The 13,268-nt window shown below is 65.2% G+C and carries 13 protein-coding genes; 5 read left to right on the top strand and 8 right to left on the bottom strand.

Features of this window, described 5'->3' with window-relative positions; translation table 11 throughout:
- The first annotated feature begins 336 nt into the window (after positions 1–336).
- A complete protein-coding gene (locus tag GTW51_RS24740; RefSeq protein WP_425483307.1) occupies positions 337–642 on the top strand; it encodes a PIN domain-containing protein in 306 nt (101 codons plus the stop codon).
- Complete coding sequence (locus tag GTW51_RS23700; RefSeq protein ID WP_203566261.1) at positions 602–1,258, top strand: PIN domain-containing protein; 657 nt, start codon at positions 602–604, stop codon at positions 1,256–1,258. The genes GTW51_RS24740 and GTW51_RS23700 overlap by 41 nt, the downstream gene beginning before the upstream one ends.
- Positions 1,259–1,578: 320 nt before the next feature.
- Here the strand turns inward: GTW51_RS23700 and GTW51_RS24790 are convergent, their stop codons facing one another.
- The 5 genes from GTW51_RS24790 to GTW51_RS22420 all read right to left on the bottom strand — a co-directional run bounded on the left by GTW51_RS24790 (position 1,579) and on the right by GTW51_RS22420 (position 6,152).
- Positions 1,579–1,884: a four-helix bundle copper-binding protein gene (locus GTW51_RS24790; RefSeq protein WP_484463068.1), complete on the bottom strand. Its 306-nt coding sequence runs from the start codon at positions 1,882–1,884 to the stop codon at positions 1,579–1,581.
- 537 nt (positions 1,885–2,421) lie between these two features.
- The gene (locus GTW51_RS22435) at positions 2,422–3,951 is read right to left on the bottom strand and encodes a tripartite tricarboxylate transporter permease (protein WP_163046258.1); all 1,530 of its coding nucleotides are present in this window, start codon (positions 3,949–3,951) and stop codon (positions 2,422–2,424) included.
- Positions 3,952–3,966: 15 nt separating this feature from the next.
- Entirely contained in the window at positions 3,967–4,398 is a 432-nt protein-coding gene (locus GTW51_RS22430) for a tripartite tricarboxylate transporter TctB family protein (RefSeq protein ID WP_163046254.1), read from the bottom strand.
- The gene (locus GTW51_RS22425) at positions 4,395–5,375 is read right to left on the bottom strand and encodes a Bug family tripartite tricarboxylate transporter substrate binding protein (protein WP_163046253.1); all 981 of its coding nucleotides are present in this window, start codon (positions 5,373–5,375) and stop codon (positions 4,395–4,397) included. The genes GTW51_RS22430 and GTW51_RS22425 overlap by 4 nt, the downstream gene beginning before the upstream one ends.
- 78 nt (positions 5,376–5,453) lie before the next feature.
- A complete protein-coding gene (locus GTW51_RS22420; protein ID WP_163046252.1) occupies positions 5,454–6,152 on the bottom strand; it encodes a GntR family transcriptional regulator in 699 nt (232 codons plus the stop codon).
- Positions 6,153–6,233: 81 nt separating this feature from the next.
- On the opposite strand from GTW51_RS22420, the gene GTW51_RS22415 reads away from it, so the two are divergent.
- The 3 genes from GTW51_RS22415 (at position 6,234) to GTW51_RS22405 (ending at position 9,510) form a co-directional block, all read left to right on the top strand.
- On the top strand, positions 6,234–7,220 hold the full coding sequence (locus GTW51_RS22415; RefSeq protein ID WP_246233360.1) for a hydroxymethylglutaryl-CoA lyase: 987 nt from the start codon (positions 6,234–6,236) through the stop codon (positions 7,218–7,220).
- 2 nt (positions 7,221–7,222) lie between these two features.
- Positions 7,223–8,440 (top strand): CoA transferase, encoded by a 1,218-nt coding sequence (locus GTW51_RS22410; protein WP_163046251.1) that lies wholly within the window; start codon positions 7,223–7,225, stop codon positions 8,438–8,440.
- A gap of 65 nt (positions 8,441–8,505) precedes the next feature.
- Positions 8,506–9,510, top strand: a complete 1,005-nt coding sequence (locus GTW51_RS22405) for an aldo/keto reductase (protein ID WP_163046256.1) — start codon at positions 8,506–8,508, stop codon at positions 9,508–9,510.
- 96 nt (positions 9,511–9,606) lie between these two features.
- Here GTW51_RS22405 and GTW51_RS22400 read toward each other — a convergent pair whose 3' ends face one another.
- From GTW51_RS22400 to GTW51_RS22390, 3 genes are all read right to left on the bottom strand, one after another.
- Entirely contained in the window at positions 9,607–11,103 is a 1,497-nt protein-coding gene (locus tag GTW51_RS22400) for a tripartite tricarboxylate transporter permease (RefSeq protein WP_163046250.1), read from the bottom strand.
- Positions 11,104–11,108: 5 nt separating this feature from the next.
- A complete protein-coding gene (locus GTW51_RS22395) occupies positions 11,109–11,582 on the bottom strand; it encodes a tripartite tricarboxylate transporter TctB family protein (RefSeq protein ID WP_163046249.1) in 474 nt (157 codons plus the stop codon).
- A gap of 125 nt (positions 11,583–11,707) precedes the next feature.
- Positions 11,708–12,583, bottom strand: coding sequence for a tripartite tricarboxylate transporter substrate binding protein (locus GTW51_RS22390; RefSeq protein ID WP_246233359.1), 876 nt, complete (start codon positions 12,581–12,583; stop codon positions 11,708–11,710).
- Positions 12,584–13,268: the final 685 nt, after the last annotated feature.

The following is a 13,268-nucleotide window of genomic DNA, read 5'->3' as shown; positions in this document are numbered from 1 at the left end:
CTACGACGACATCGTCGCCCACTGCTGTGACGCTTGGAACAAGCTCGTCGATCAGCCCTGGAAAATCATCTCAATCGGAATGCGGGACTGGGCGCATGAGTTCTGATCAGCGCACGTTGGTATAAGCTGCCGTCCGGTCGAGTATTCTCTCTGCACAGCCGCCTTGCGATTTCCGCCCCGCATACACCACAAGGCAAACCGGTCGATCGAGATGAGCCCGTCCCCGGATCACGAGGTCCGTATCGATGCTGCGCGGAGGCCATCCCGGCGCCGCCAATCCCGTGCCCCGGTGAAGCCAGATAGACCGCTGCACGAAAAAACCTTCCCCCCTCGAAAATGGGCGCCTACGGTGTGCAAAGGGGGAAGGTTCCGATGCTAAGGATTCTCGTCGACACGTGCGTATGGCTCGATCTCGTCAAAGACTACCGAAATCTGCCCTTGATATCGGCGATTGAGTACATCGTTCGTCAGGCGGGAGACGAACTCATCGTCCCACAGGTCGTCCTGGATGAGTTTGAGCGCAATAAGGAGCGGGTCGCGGCAGACGCGAAGCGTAGCCTGCACTCTCACTTCAGCTTGGTATGCGAGGCCGCAAAAAGGTTTGGCGACGCACGGGACTATTCAGGCACTAAACGAGGCTGACCACGCCGCCGTCTACAAGGGGGATGCGGTCAACGCTTCCATCAGCAAGGTTGAAGGCCTGCTGCGGTCCTTCGTACCACTCCCGGCGACGGATGAGATCAAGGCTCGCGCGGCCGACCGCGCCATAACTGCGACGGCCCCCTTCCACAGATTGAAAAACAGCATCGGGGACGCGGTCATAATCGAGACCTACGTCGACCAGATGCGCCGCGAGGAGCGTGCGGGAGTGGAGTTCGCGTTCGTCACGCACAACAAGTCTGATTTCAGCGCAGACGGTGGTGATCATCGTCAGCCGCCCGCGGACCTTCTGCCGCATTTCGACGGGACGAGGTCGAGATACTGGATATCTCTGGCTGACCTGCTCAACCATCTCGATGGTGACCTGCTGGCCAACTACGACATGGAACTATACGGGGCGCTACAGGCTCGCGGTTTATCGGAGATTCAGGACGCCGAGCAGCTCCTCTACTGTCAGGTCTGGTATAACCGCCATCAGAATCTGCGTATCAACATCGAACGCGGCCGGGAGAAGGTGGTTACCGAGGCTCAGTGGAACGCAGCGAATCCCAAAAAGCGTCGACGCATGATAACTGACAGAAACCTGGAGGGTGGCTGAGACGGCGGCTCGAAAGACCGAGCGAGAGGTTGGCATCGAAGACCTCGGGCCGTGGTCGGACTTCGAATGGGGGATGATGAACGGAAAGCTGTCTGCCCTGCGCTGGGTCATGGGAGACGACCGGGATATGCTCGACACCTAGGCATGCTTGCCCGGCCCCCTCGGCAAGCCGCTAGAGCATTCACATTGCCGCACCAGCAGATGTCACGGATACCAGACGGCAGCTATTCAGACAGGCGTATCGAAAGCGGCCAGTCAGCAATCGGCCCTAGACTGCCGCTCGGTCTCGATTGCTGACACAACGAGACGAGGCCACCGACTTAGTGAACGGTCGCAAGTGCCTTGCGGCAATCATCAGCGCATTCGCGGCACATGGTGGCGCATAGCTTGCAATGCTCGTGATCATGATTCCCGCACTCGACCGCGCAAGTTTCGCAAGCTTTGATGCAAATCTCAAGCTGCGCCCGAAGCAGTTCGACATTCTGACCTGTCCGGCGCACGGCAAGATGGGCCGTGGCATTGCAGACATCCGCGCAATCCATACAGGTGCGAACGCACTGGCGCATGTCCATTTCTTCGGCCAGGCAGGCGTCTGCACACGACGTACAGAACAGCGAACACAGCATGGAGTGGCGGGCCGCCATGGCTAAGGCCTCGTTCAAATCCTGGCCTACGTCAGGGTGGAGGCGGATCATTTTCTCAATAGACACGTGGAAACTCCGTTGCTTCGGATGCCCACTCGCGGTGGGGATACATTGGGCAACGGGCGGTGGCCGATTATGGTCCGAATAGCTGCCGTCGAGCCCTCGCTCACCTCATTGGCGCTAATCGTGGCATTGAGCCGACTGAAGACGTCAAATCGGCGGCAAGCCGTCCTCCGTTTCTGCAGCGAAGCGCGATCGCAGCACCGAACATCGCTTCGTTGGGAACGACACTCAGTTTCGGTCCCCAAGGCGCTACACATGACGCTGCCTCTGGTTCGGGTCGACGCACCCAACCGGGCCTCCGCTTCGAACGCGAACCAGAAATGACGTCGACGGTGAACAACAGCCAGTCCGCTGGCCCCTGGGCGATGCGTCAACCAGCGGGTATCGACCTCCTCAGATGTAGAATGACCGACCAATGGCAGCATTGGAGAAGTGCCGTTTACTTGGATGCGGCGATTAGCCTTCCGATGATGCTTTGCTGTCTGCCGCCGGGGGTGCAAATCTGCGGTTTGTGTGTGCGAAACCAAATGCGACCAGCAAGGCAATCACGGTGATGCCGTAGATGACAAGCGCGATGGGACTTTGGAAAAGGATGCTGAAATCGCCATTTGAGATTGAAAGCGCACGCCGCAGATTGTTCTCCATGTCGGCCCCGAGCAGGAGGCCGAGGACCAGCGGCACCAGCGATATGTCGAGCTTGCGCATGACGAAGCCGAGCAGGCCGAAGCCGATCATCACCAGGAGATCGAAGGTCGAGTTGCTGATCGAGTAGATGCCGAGGAAGCTTACCATCACCACAAAGGGCATCAGCACATAGGCTGGCAGGCTCAGCATGCGGGTGAACAGGCCGACGAGCGGCAGGTTCAGCACCAGGAGGACGACGTTGGCGATGTAGAGCGAGGCGATCAGTCCCCACACCATTTCCGGCTGGCGCTCGAACAGCAGCGGCCCGGGCGTGATGTTTAGCGAGATCAGCAGGGCGAGCATCACCGCGGTGGTGCCGCTGCCGGGGATGCCAAGCGTAAGCATCGGAATCAGCGCCCCGCCGGCTGCGGCATTGTTGCCGGCCTCGGGTGCGGCGACGCCGCGCGGATCGCCCTTGCCGAACGTGTTGTCTTGGTTGCTCCAGCGCCGTTCGAAGACATAAGCCAGGAAGGCGCCGAGCGAGGCCCCCGCGCCGGGCAGAATGCCGGCGACGAAGCCGAGCCCGGAGCCCCGCAGCATGGCGCCGAAGCTCCGGCGCACGTCCTTCAGGCCAGCGAACATCCGCCCCAGCGGCGGCATGGCATGGCTCGACTTGTGGGAGGTCTCCAGGAAGATCAGGACTTCGCTGATGGCGAAGAGGCCGACGATCGCCACGATCGGGTCGAAGCCGTCGTAGAGGTTGAACGAGCCGAAGGTGTAGCGGGCGGTACCACTCGCCGGATCGAGGCCGACGGTCGCCAGCATCAGGCCGAGAACTGCCGCCAGCAGCGTCTTGCACGGGTTGGCGCCGGTAACGCCGCCGATCGTCGCGAAGGCCATGACGTAAAGCGCGAAATAGTCGCTCGGCCCGAAGTGGATGGCGGCCTTCGCCAGCAGCGGCGAGAACAGCGTCAGGCCGACCGTCGCCAGCGTCGCGCCGACGAAGGAGGCGACCGCGGAGATGGCCAGCGCCTCGGTCGCCTTGCCCTGCCTCGCCATGGGATAACCGTCGAGGGTCGTCATAATGGCAGGCTCGTCACCCGGGATGTTCAGCATGATCGAGGAGATGCGCCCGCCATACATGCAGCCGTAATAGACACAGGATAGCAGGATCAGGGCCGATGCCGGGTCGAGCTGGAAGGAGAAGGCGAGCGGGATCAGGATCGCCACGCCGTTTACCGGCCCGATGCCCGGCAGTGCGCCGATGATCGTGCCGACGAAGCAGCCGAGGAAGGCAAGGGCGAGATTGGTCGGCGTCAGCGCGACGGCAAAGCCGGAGGCGAGGCCGCCCAGGATGTCCATGTCCATATTGGAGCCTTAGCTGAAAATGCCGGGAACGACCCGCAGCGGCAGGCCGAGCACCAGGTCGAAGACGCCGAACAGCAGGATACTCGTCGCGCTCGCCGAGACGAGGGACTTCAGCCAGCCCGCACCGAGCAGGCGTGCCAGCACCGTCACCGCGACGATCGTCGCCAAGATGAAGCCAAGCTCATCGAGGAAAAGGGCGTAGCCGATCAGCAGCCCAACAGCCGTGACCTGCCGCAGCGCCGGGATGCCGGTCACCCAATCGGGCTTCGGGTCGGGGCGGAAGATCAGGAAGAGGCTAAACAGTGCCGCCGGTACGGACAGCATCTGCGGGAACGCGGCGGGGCCGAGCGGGTCGGTAAAACCCGCCTGGTAGCTCCCCGCCGTGTAGCCGTACCAGATCGACAGGCAAAGAATGACGATGCCCGCGATCCGGTCGCTCACTGGATGACCCCGATGTCCCGGGAAATCGCCCGCATCTCTTCGGCCTGCTCAGTGACGTAGGACTCGAATTCCTCGCCTCCCCGCCAGACCGGGATCAGGCCGCTGGCCGTCGCGGTCTTCTCCCATTCCGGGCTCTCGTAGAGCTTCTGCATCGTCTCGACCCAGCCCGTGTAGGCCTCATCTGAGACGTCGCCCCCCGTATAGAAGCCGCGCCAGTTGAGGCCGGTCACGTCGAGACCCTGCTCGATCGCCGTGGGCGCGTCGGGAAACGCCGGGACACGCTCGTCGGACAGCACCGCGAGCAGCCTGATGTCGCCCGATTCCACGAAGCCGGCGATCTCGCCGAGATCGGTGGAGACGAGGCCGACATGGCCGCCCATCATCTGGGTGACGGCCGGGCCGCCGCCGTCGAACTGCACCCAGCGCAGGCCCCGCTGCGCCTCGGCATCCATGCCGGCCGCGCGTGCCAGCATGAGCAGGCGGATATGGTCCCAGCCGCCGACGCCGGACGAGCCCGCGGCGGCGATCGATCCGGGATTCTCCTTAATTTCGGCCAGCAACTCGTCCAGCGTCTGGATCGGACTGTCCTTGGCCACGGCGATTACGCCGACATCGGTGGCGAGCATGCCGATCCAGCGCATGACGTCTGTGTCGGCAGGATACTTGCCCTGCGCGATCTGGGTCACGCCGACGGTGCTCGCGGCGACGAGGAGGTCCTCCTGGTCCGCGCGGTCGGCAATCACATGGGCATAGGCGACGGCGCCAACCCCACCCGGCATATTGGTTACCTGTACTGGCGCGTCGACCAGATCGAGGTCGAGAAGCAGCTTGCCAACGGTGCGGCAGGTGAAGTCCCAGCCCCCGCCCGGGTCGGCGGGCGCGAGGCATTCCGCCGCCTTCGCCTGAACGCCCGATAGACTTACGACAATCGCCATGGCCCCGGCGATCCTGAGGGTCGTCCCCGTCAATCTTTTCATTCTTGTTTCCTCCCTTGTTGCCAACGCCTCGTGAGCGTTGTTCCCAATCCTGCCGGCATGGCGCGGATCAGCGACTGTTCAAGCTCCTTTGACGACGATCCCATGCGCTCCCAGCTGCCGCCGACCTTCGCCGACGGCCCGCATGATCTGGTCGCGCACGTTCCTCCCGTGTCGCCGTATGGCCTCTTCCGCCCCGTCCGCCTGTCTTTCGCGGATGAGGGATACGATCTCGCTGTGCTCCCGATGGGCCTCCTGCTGGCCCGCCTCGGTGCTGACGAGAAGCCAGCGCGCCCGTGCGATGCGGATCACGATGTCCTGCACGGCGTCGCGCAGGAAGCCATTCCCGGACAGGCTGGCGATCATCACATGCACGTCGGCGCCAATCTCGAACCATGTTTCCGGCGACGTGTCGCTGAGGCCGCGGTCAATCGTCGCCTGGATCGCGTCGAGATCGGCCTCGCTGGCGCGCTCGCAGGCGAGGCGCACCGCGGCTGCCTCGACGATCTCCCGGTATTCGAAGGTCTCCACGAGTTCCTGCGCGTCGATTGACGCGACGGCGTAGCCGCGCCCGGCGCGGATGACCAGGCCCTCGTTGGCCAGTTGCAGCAGCGCCTGGCGCACCGGCGTGCGCGATGCACCGTAGATCGCCTCAAGGTCGCGCTCCGAGATGACGCGTCCGGGTATCAGCGCGAGCGAGAGTATGTCGCCGCGCATCTGGGCGAGCAGGCGGTCGCTGACGCTGCCTTTCGTCGACTCCGCGACCCTTGCCTGCTGCATGTCCCCCCACTCTCCGAAAGCCATTGCCCGAAGGTGCAGCGACGGTATACCAACGCGGTAGACCAGAGCAAGGTGGCTGCGATGAACGGACCCATGGACCAGACCCGGGCAATAGGCGACATCCGCCCGACGCCGCTTCCCTCACGGGTCAGCCTCGTCGAGGTGGGCCCTCGCGACGGGCTCCAGGCTGAGGCGGAGTGGATTCCGACCGCGACCAAGATCGATCTCGTCAACGGTCTGATCGACGCCGGCCTCCGGCATCTCGAAGTAACCTCCTTCGTGTCGCCGCGGGCGGTGCCGCAGCTGCGCGACGCGGCCGAGGTCCTGGCCGGGATCGACCGGTCGAAGGGCGCGGTGCTCACCGCCCTGGTGCCGAACGCGAAGGGCGCTGAGCGGGCCGCAAGCGCCGGCATCGACGCCATGGTGGTCTTCCTCTCGGCGTCGGAGAGCCACAACGCTAAGAACGTCAACCGGTCGGTTCGCGAGTCGCTGGACGGCGTGCGCGACATCGTGCGCATCGCCACCGACGCGAACATCGCCGTGTTTGGCGCCATCGCCACCGCCTTCGGCTGCCCGTTCGAGGGCAATGTCCCGGTCGGCGGGGTCGTGGACATCGCTCGGGCCTACGCCGATCTCGGCATCACCAGCATCTCGCTCGGCGACACGACGGGCATGGCGACGCCCCCGATCGTCCAGGAACGGGTCCGGGCGCTGCGCGACCGCGTTCCCGAGGCCGACATCGCGCTGCATTTCCACAACACGCGCGGCGTCGGGTTGGTCTGCATCTATGCGGGGCTGCAGGAGGGTGTCACGCGCTTCGAGTCCAGCGTCGGCGGTCTCGGCGGATGCCCGTTCGCCCCCGGCGCCACCGGCAATATCTGCACCGAGGATCTCGTCTACATGCTCGACGAATGCGGCATCGAGAGCGGTGTCGACCTGCAGCGGCTGATCGCGGTCTCGCGGCAGGCGGAAGCTGCGATCGGTCGGACGCTGGCAGGGCAGGTGATGAAGGCCGGGCCTAGGTTGGAACTGCACGATCTGAATGCCGTCTCCACCGCCTGCGGATGAGCGTGAACAGCGTGCCCGAGGCAAGACGCCCACTCGACGGAATCCGGGTCATCGACCTGACGCGGGTCCTGTCCGGGCCGTTCTGCACCATGCTGCTCGGCGACATGGGCGCCGACGTGATCAAGGTCGAATCCGGCCGCGGCGACCCGGTCCGCGAGCAGGGAACGGTCCGCGACGGCTTCAGCTGGTACTTCGCCGCCTTTAACCGCAACAAGCAGTCCATCGTGCTGGATCTCTACAGCCCCGAGGGCAAGGCGGTGCTGGAGCGGCTGATCGCCTCGGCCGACGTGCTGGTGGAGAATTTCCGCCCCGGCATCCTGGCGAAAATGGGCTTCGGCCCGGAGCGGCTGGAGGCGATCAACCCGCGGCTCGTCAGTTGCAACATCAACGGCTACGGTTCGGTCGGCCCCTATGTGGACCGCCCGGCCTTCGACTTCATCGCCCAGGCGATGAGCGGACTGATGAGCGTCAACGGCCCGGCCGACCAGGAGCCGATGCGCTCCGGACAGCCGATTACCGACCTGATCGCCGGTCTCTACGGCGCCTTCGGCATCGTGAGCGCGCTGCGGGCCCGGGACCTGAACGGCGCCGGCCAGCACCTCGAAGCGGCAATGGTCAACGGGTCGATCAGCATGATGGCGTTTCTCGCCTCGGAGTATTTCGCCACCGGCCGGCTGCCAGAGCGCACCGGTAACGATCATCCGCTGGTCGCCCCTTACGGTCTCTACACGGCGCTGGACGGCGAGGTGGCGGTTGCGCCGAGCAACGACGTGATACTGCGACGCTTCCTGACGACGATCGGCCTCGAAGAGCTGATGGCGGGGCCCCACTACGACACCAACGAGAAGCGCTTCGCGCTCCGCCACGAGCTGAACGCGCTGATCAACGAGCGCATGCGTAGCGTTACCCAGGCCGAATGGATCGCCCGGCTCAACGCGGCGGGCGTTCCATGCGGGCGGGTGCAGAACCTTGCGGAAGTCTTCGCCGATCCGCAGGTGGTCGCGCAGGAGATGGCGATTGACGTTGAGCAGCCCGGCCATGGCACCATCCGCATGGTCGGCTTCCCGGTAAAGCTGGACCGGACGCCCTGCGCGGTCACGCGGCCGGCGCCGGAGCTCGGCCAGCATACGCGGGAAATCCTGGAATTGAGCGGCTACACCGACGACGACATCGCGGCCCTCGCGGTCCGCGGCGTCATCGCTTGCGCCCCCGACCGCTAGCAGTAGCGGACGCGGTACTCCCTGCACCGGCCGCCGACTGGAGAAGATCGATGTCGAACACCAACATCCCGCAGCGCCGCCTCGGCCGGTCCGGCCTAATCGTCTCCCGGCTCTGTCTCGGGACGATGATGTTCGGAGCGCGCACCGAGGAGGCCGAGGCGCGGCGCATCGTCCACGACGCCTCCGCGATCGGCGTCAATTTCATCGACACCGCCGATTCCTACGCCGAGGGTCGCTCGGAGGAGATCACCGGACGCGCCATCGCCGCCGACCGCGACCACTGGATCCTGGCGACCAAGCTTGCCAATCCGATGGGCGAGGGGCCGAACCGGCGCGGCCTATCGCGCAAATGGATCCACCAGGAGGTGCGGGCGAGCCTGTCGCGGCTCGGCACCGACTATGTCGACATCGTCTATCTGCACAAGGAAGACCGCGAGACGCCGGCCGCGGAGACGGTCCGCGCCATCGCCGATCTGATCCGGTCCGGCGCCATCCGATATTTCGGCGTCTCGAACTTTCGCGCCTGGCGCATGGCGGAGATCTGCGCCCTCTGCGACAGGGAGGGGATCGACCGTCCGATCGTTAACCAGCTCCTCTACCATCCGCTCAACCGAAGTGCGGAGGTCGAGACGCTGCCGGCTTGCCGGCATTTCGGAGTCGGCGCGCTGATCTACAGCCCGCTGGCGCGCGGAGTCCTGACCGGCAAATATGCCAGCACCGGGAAAGCGTCGGCGGAAAGTCGCGCCGGGCGCGGCGACAAGCGCATGTTGGAGGCCGAATTTCATCCCGCGTCGCTGCGGGCCGCGGAAGAGCTCGCCCGGCTGGCGGCGGCGCGGGACATGTCGCTCACCGATTTCTCCCTCGCCTGGACGCTGGCCAATCCGGCCGTCACGGGACTGATCGCCGGCCCGCGCACGCTCGAGCAGTGGCGCGGCTACGGCAAGGCGTTCGAATTCGCCTGGCGGGAAGAGGACGAAAGCGCGGTGGACGCCGTCGTCGGGCTCGGAGCGACGGCCGTTCCGCATTTCTTCGACCCGGCCTATCCGCCGGAGGGCCGCTTCCGTCCCTGATCGCGCGGGGCCCGGAGGGACTTTGGCGCTTATCTCGCTCGGGTCCGGTTCTAGGCGTCCTTCCGGCCGACCGGGCTGGCATCAGCCTGCCCCGGGCTAGAGATCGCGGTCGTTCCGCCGCCGCGCCACCAGCATCAACAGGATCGGCAGGCACCAGACCAGCATGGTGAAGATTCCGAGCCCCGCCGCGATCGGGCGCTCGAAGAAGGCGAGGAAGCTACCGTCCGCCTTGATCATCGAGGTGATGAAGTTCTGCTCCAGCATCGGCCCGAGCACCAGGCCCAGGATCGCCGGGGCGATCGGGATGTCGTTCTCCTCCATCAGGAAGCCCAGTATGCCGAAGACGAGCATGATCATGACGCCGAAGAGCGAGTTGTTGATCGCGAAGGACCCGACGATGCAGAACATCAGGATGATTGGCATCAGCACGCGGGCCGGGATGGCCAGCATGGTTCCCGCCCCCTTGATCGCCACCCAGCCGAGCGGCAGCATGATGATGTTGGCCATGAAGAAGACGATGAAGATCGAGTAGATCAGCTGCGGATCGTTGAGGAAGACGGTCGGGCCGGGATTGATCCCCTTGATGTACAGGACGCCGATGACGATCGCGGTGATCGAGTCGCCGGGAATGCCGAAGACCAGCGCCGGGATCCATGCGCCGCTCACCGCGCCGTTGTTGGCGGCGCCGGCCTCGACCAGGCCCTCGACGTGGCCGGTTCCGAATTTCTCCTTCTGCCGGGAGAAGCGCTTGCTGATGGCATAGGAGATCCAGGCGGCGATGTCGGCGCCGGCGCCCGGCAGCGCGCCGATGGCGGTGCCGACGACGCTGCCCCGCACGATCTGCGTCGGGTAGCGCTTGAAATTCTTGATCTGGCTGCGGAAGATGCCGGAGCGTTCGGACGGCGCGATCTCCGGCCGCTGGGAGCGAAGCACGACGGCGCGCAGGACTTCCGACACCGCGAAAAGTCCGATCATCGCCGAGATGAACTCGACGCCGCCGAGAAGGTCGACGACGCCGAACGTGTAGCGCGGTTCGCCGGCCGGATTGTCGATTCCGACCGTGGCGGCGAACAACCCGATGACCAGCGAGATGAGACCGCGCGCGACGGAGCCCGGCGACACGAAGACGGCGCAGGACAGGCCGAGGACCACCAGCCAGAAATACTCGAAGGACGAGAACTTGAGTGCGATCTCCGCCAGCATCGGCGCGGCGAGGACGAGGACAAGGGTTCCGAACAGGCCGCCGATGGCAGAGAAGACGAGAGCCGCGCCCAACGCTTCCTCCGAGCGTCCGCTCCGGGTCATCCTGTAGGAATCCTCGACATAGGCGGCGCTCGCCGGCGTCCCGGGCATCCGAAGCAGCGCACCGGGAATGTCGCCTGCGAAGATCGCCATCGCCGTCGCCGTCACGATGGCGCTGATCGCGGGCACCGGGTCCATGAAGAAGGTGATGGGGACGAGGAGCGCCGTCGCCATCGTCGCCGTCAGGCCGGGAATCGCGCCGACGAACATGCCGAAGCAGGCCGATCCCAGGATGACCATGAGTACGTAGGGCTGGAAGACGAGCGTGAAGGCTTCTGCGAGGGGGGCCATGGGGTCTACCAGAGGAAGCCAAGCATCGCGCTGCGCGGGAGCGGCACGAGAAGCAGCCTGCCGAACGCCTGCTGGACAACGACGACGGCAAGCAGCGAAACGGGGATCGCGGTGAGCGGCCGCACGCCGAGCACCAGCATCAGCCCGGCGGTCACGATGAAGCCCATGGGCAGGAAGCCGATCGCCCCGCTGAAGAGGATGTAGGCGAGGACGAGGCCGAGGGCCGCGAACAGGCCGAACAGAGACGCGGGCGACCGCGTCCAATCGGCCAGCGCCACGCCCAGACGCCGCTCGCCGGTAGCAAGGCTCTTGCCGACCATGAAGATGCCGAGCCCGGAGGCCAGCAGGGCGATGGTCTTCGGCATCGTCTCGGCGCCGTAGGCCTGGCCGGGTATCGGCGAGAACTGGAGGGAGGAAAGGAAGATCGCCACGGCGCCCGCGAGGACAACGAGGCCAAGGGTCAGGTCGTTCATTCGCATGGGCGCAACCCTGGCAGGACACGGCGGAGAAGCCGGCCGCTCGTCGAGGCGGACAGGAAGGAAGGCGACGGATCGCCGCCGCCGCCCGGCTACGGCAGCAACCGGGCGGCGGCGGGCGGCAGGGTCTACTGCGCGAGACCGGCCTTCTTCATGATCTCGCCGAAGGTGACGTCGTCCTCGGCGACGATCCGCGTCGCCTCCTCGCCGGCGGCCCAGCGCACGCCGAAGCCCCGATCCTTCATGAAGGACTGGTAGTCCTCGCTGTTGTAGGCCTTCTCGATCGCAGCGGAGAGCTTGGCCGAGACATCGTCGGGCAGGCCGTCCGGGGCGACCACGCTGCGCCAGACCGACAGCGTCCAGTCCGAACCGACGGCTTCCTGCAGGGTCGGCACATCCGGGAACATCGCCTGCCGCTCGGCCGACATAGTCGCCAGCGGCCGCACCCGCTCGGCATCGATCATGGCGCGGCCCTCGGCGAGCGACGTGGGGACAAGGTCGACGCCGCCGGCCACCATGTCGGTGATGCCGGGCGCCGCGCCCTGGCTCGGCACCCAGGTCACCTGATCAGGGGCCTGGCCTTCCGACAGCAGCCAGCCGGCGAGGCCGACATGCCAGATGCCGCCCTGTCCGGTGCCCGAGCCCTTGAAGGTTCCTGCCGGCTCGGCCTTGATCGCGGCGAGGAGTTCTTCGGCGCTCTGGTAGGGCGAATCCGCCGAGACCATGATGCCGCCCGGGTCGGAATTGACGATCGCGAGGATGTCGAAGTCCTCGTAGGTCAGGTCGGTGAGGCCCTGCCAGTGCATCATGTCGATCTCGATCGTCATGATGCCCAGCGTGTAGCCGTCGGGTTCGGCGTTGGCGATCGCGCTGTGGCCGACGACGCCGGAGCCGCCGGTCCGGTTGATGACGTTGACGGGGACGCCGAGTTCCTGCTGGAGCAGCGACGCGAAGACGCGACCGACGGCATCGGTGCCGCCGCCGGCGCCCCAAGGCACGATCATCTGGATCGGGCGGTCCGGAAAGTCCGACTGCGCCAGTGACGCTGAAGACGCAGCAACGCTTGCTATCAAGATTGCCACTGAAGCGAATGATCTGAGCTTTGACATGTATCCTCCCTGATGGACCTGACACAGGCGGCCATGTTTGGCTCACCTGCTAGAACCGGATCTTTGCACGTCGATTATTGCGAGATATCGATGTATGCGGAAACGGTCCGTGGTCCGCCTCAACATCCGTTGAGGATTGACTAGTGTCAATGCCACGTGGCGCAGGTGACCTGCCTCCGAGTACCCTGGAGCCAAACCGCGAACTGATGACCAAACCCAGTGCCTTGTCTGATCATGCGGCGATCCTCACCGGTACCGCGCAACCCTAGCCGCAGCCGGGGCCTGGACGCTCCAGTGGCAGCTTTCGGGCAGACGTAGGGCACTATGCAGTGTCCGGCATGGGTCGTGAGCGGAATGGCAGCTATTCGCGACATCGCCCCAGAAGCGGACGGTCTGCTGCCGGCCCGTCCTAGACCGATCTTCACTACTGTTTCGGCGATGCAATCCGGCGCGATCGCTCGACCATTGGGTTGGCGGCTCACGGTCAAGAACCCCGCATGATCAAGATCGCCTTCATGCGCCCATTCCAGGTTCACGGCTTTCTTTCAGCCTCCGCCATCACCGCTACGGTGCGACCGAT

Source organism: Aurantimonas aggregata (assembly GCF_010500835.1).
GTDB classification, from domain to species: Bacteria; Pseudomonadota; Alphaproteobacteria; order Rhizobiales; family Rhizobiaceae; genus Aurantimonas; species Aurantimonas aggregata.
This window is presented reverse-complemented; position numbering and strand designations above follow the sequence as displayed.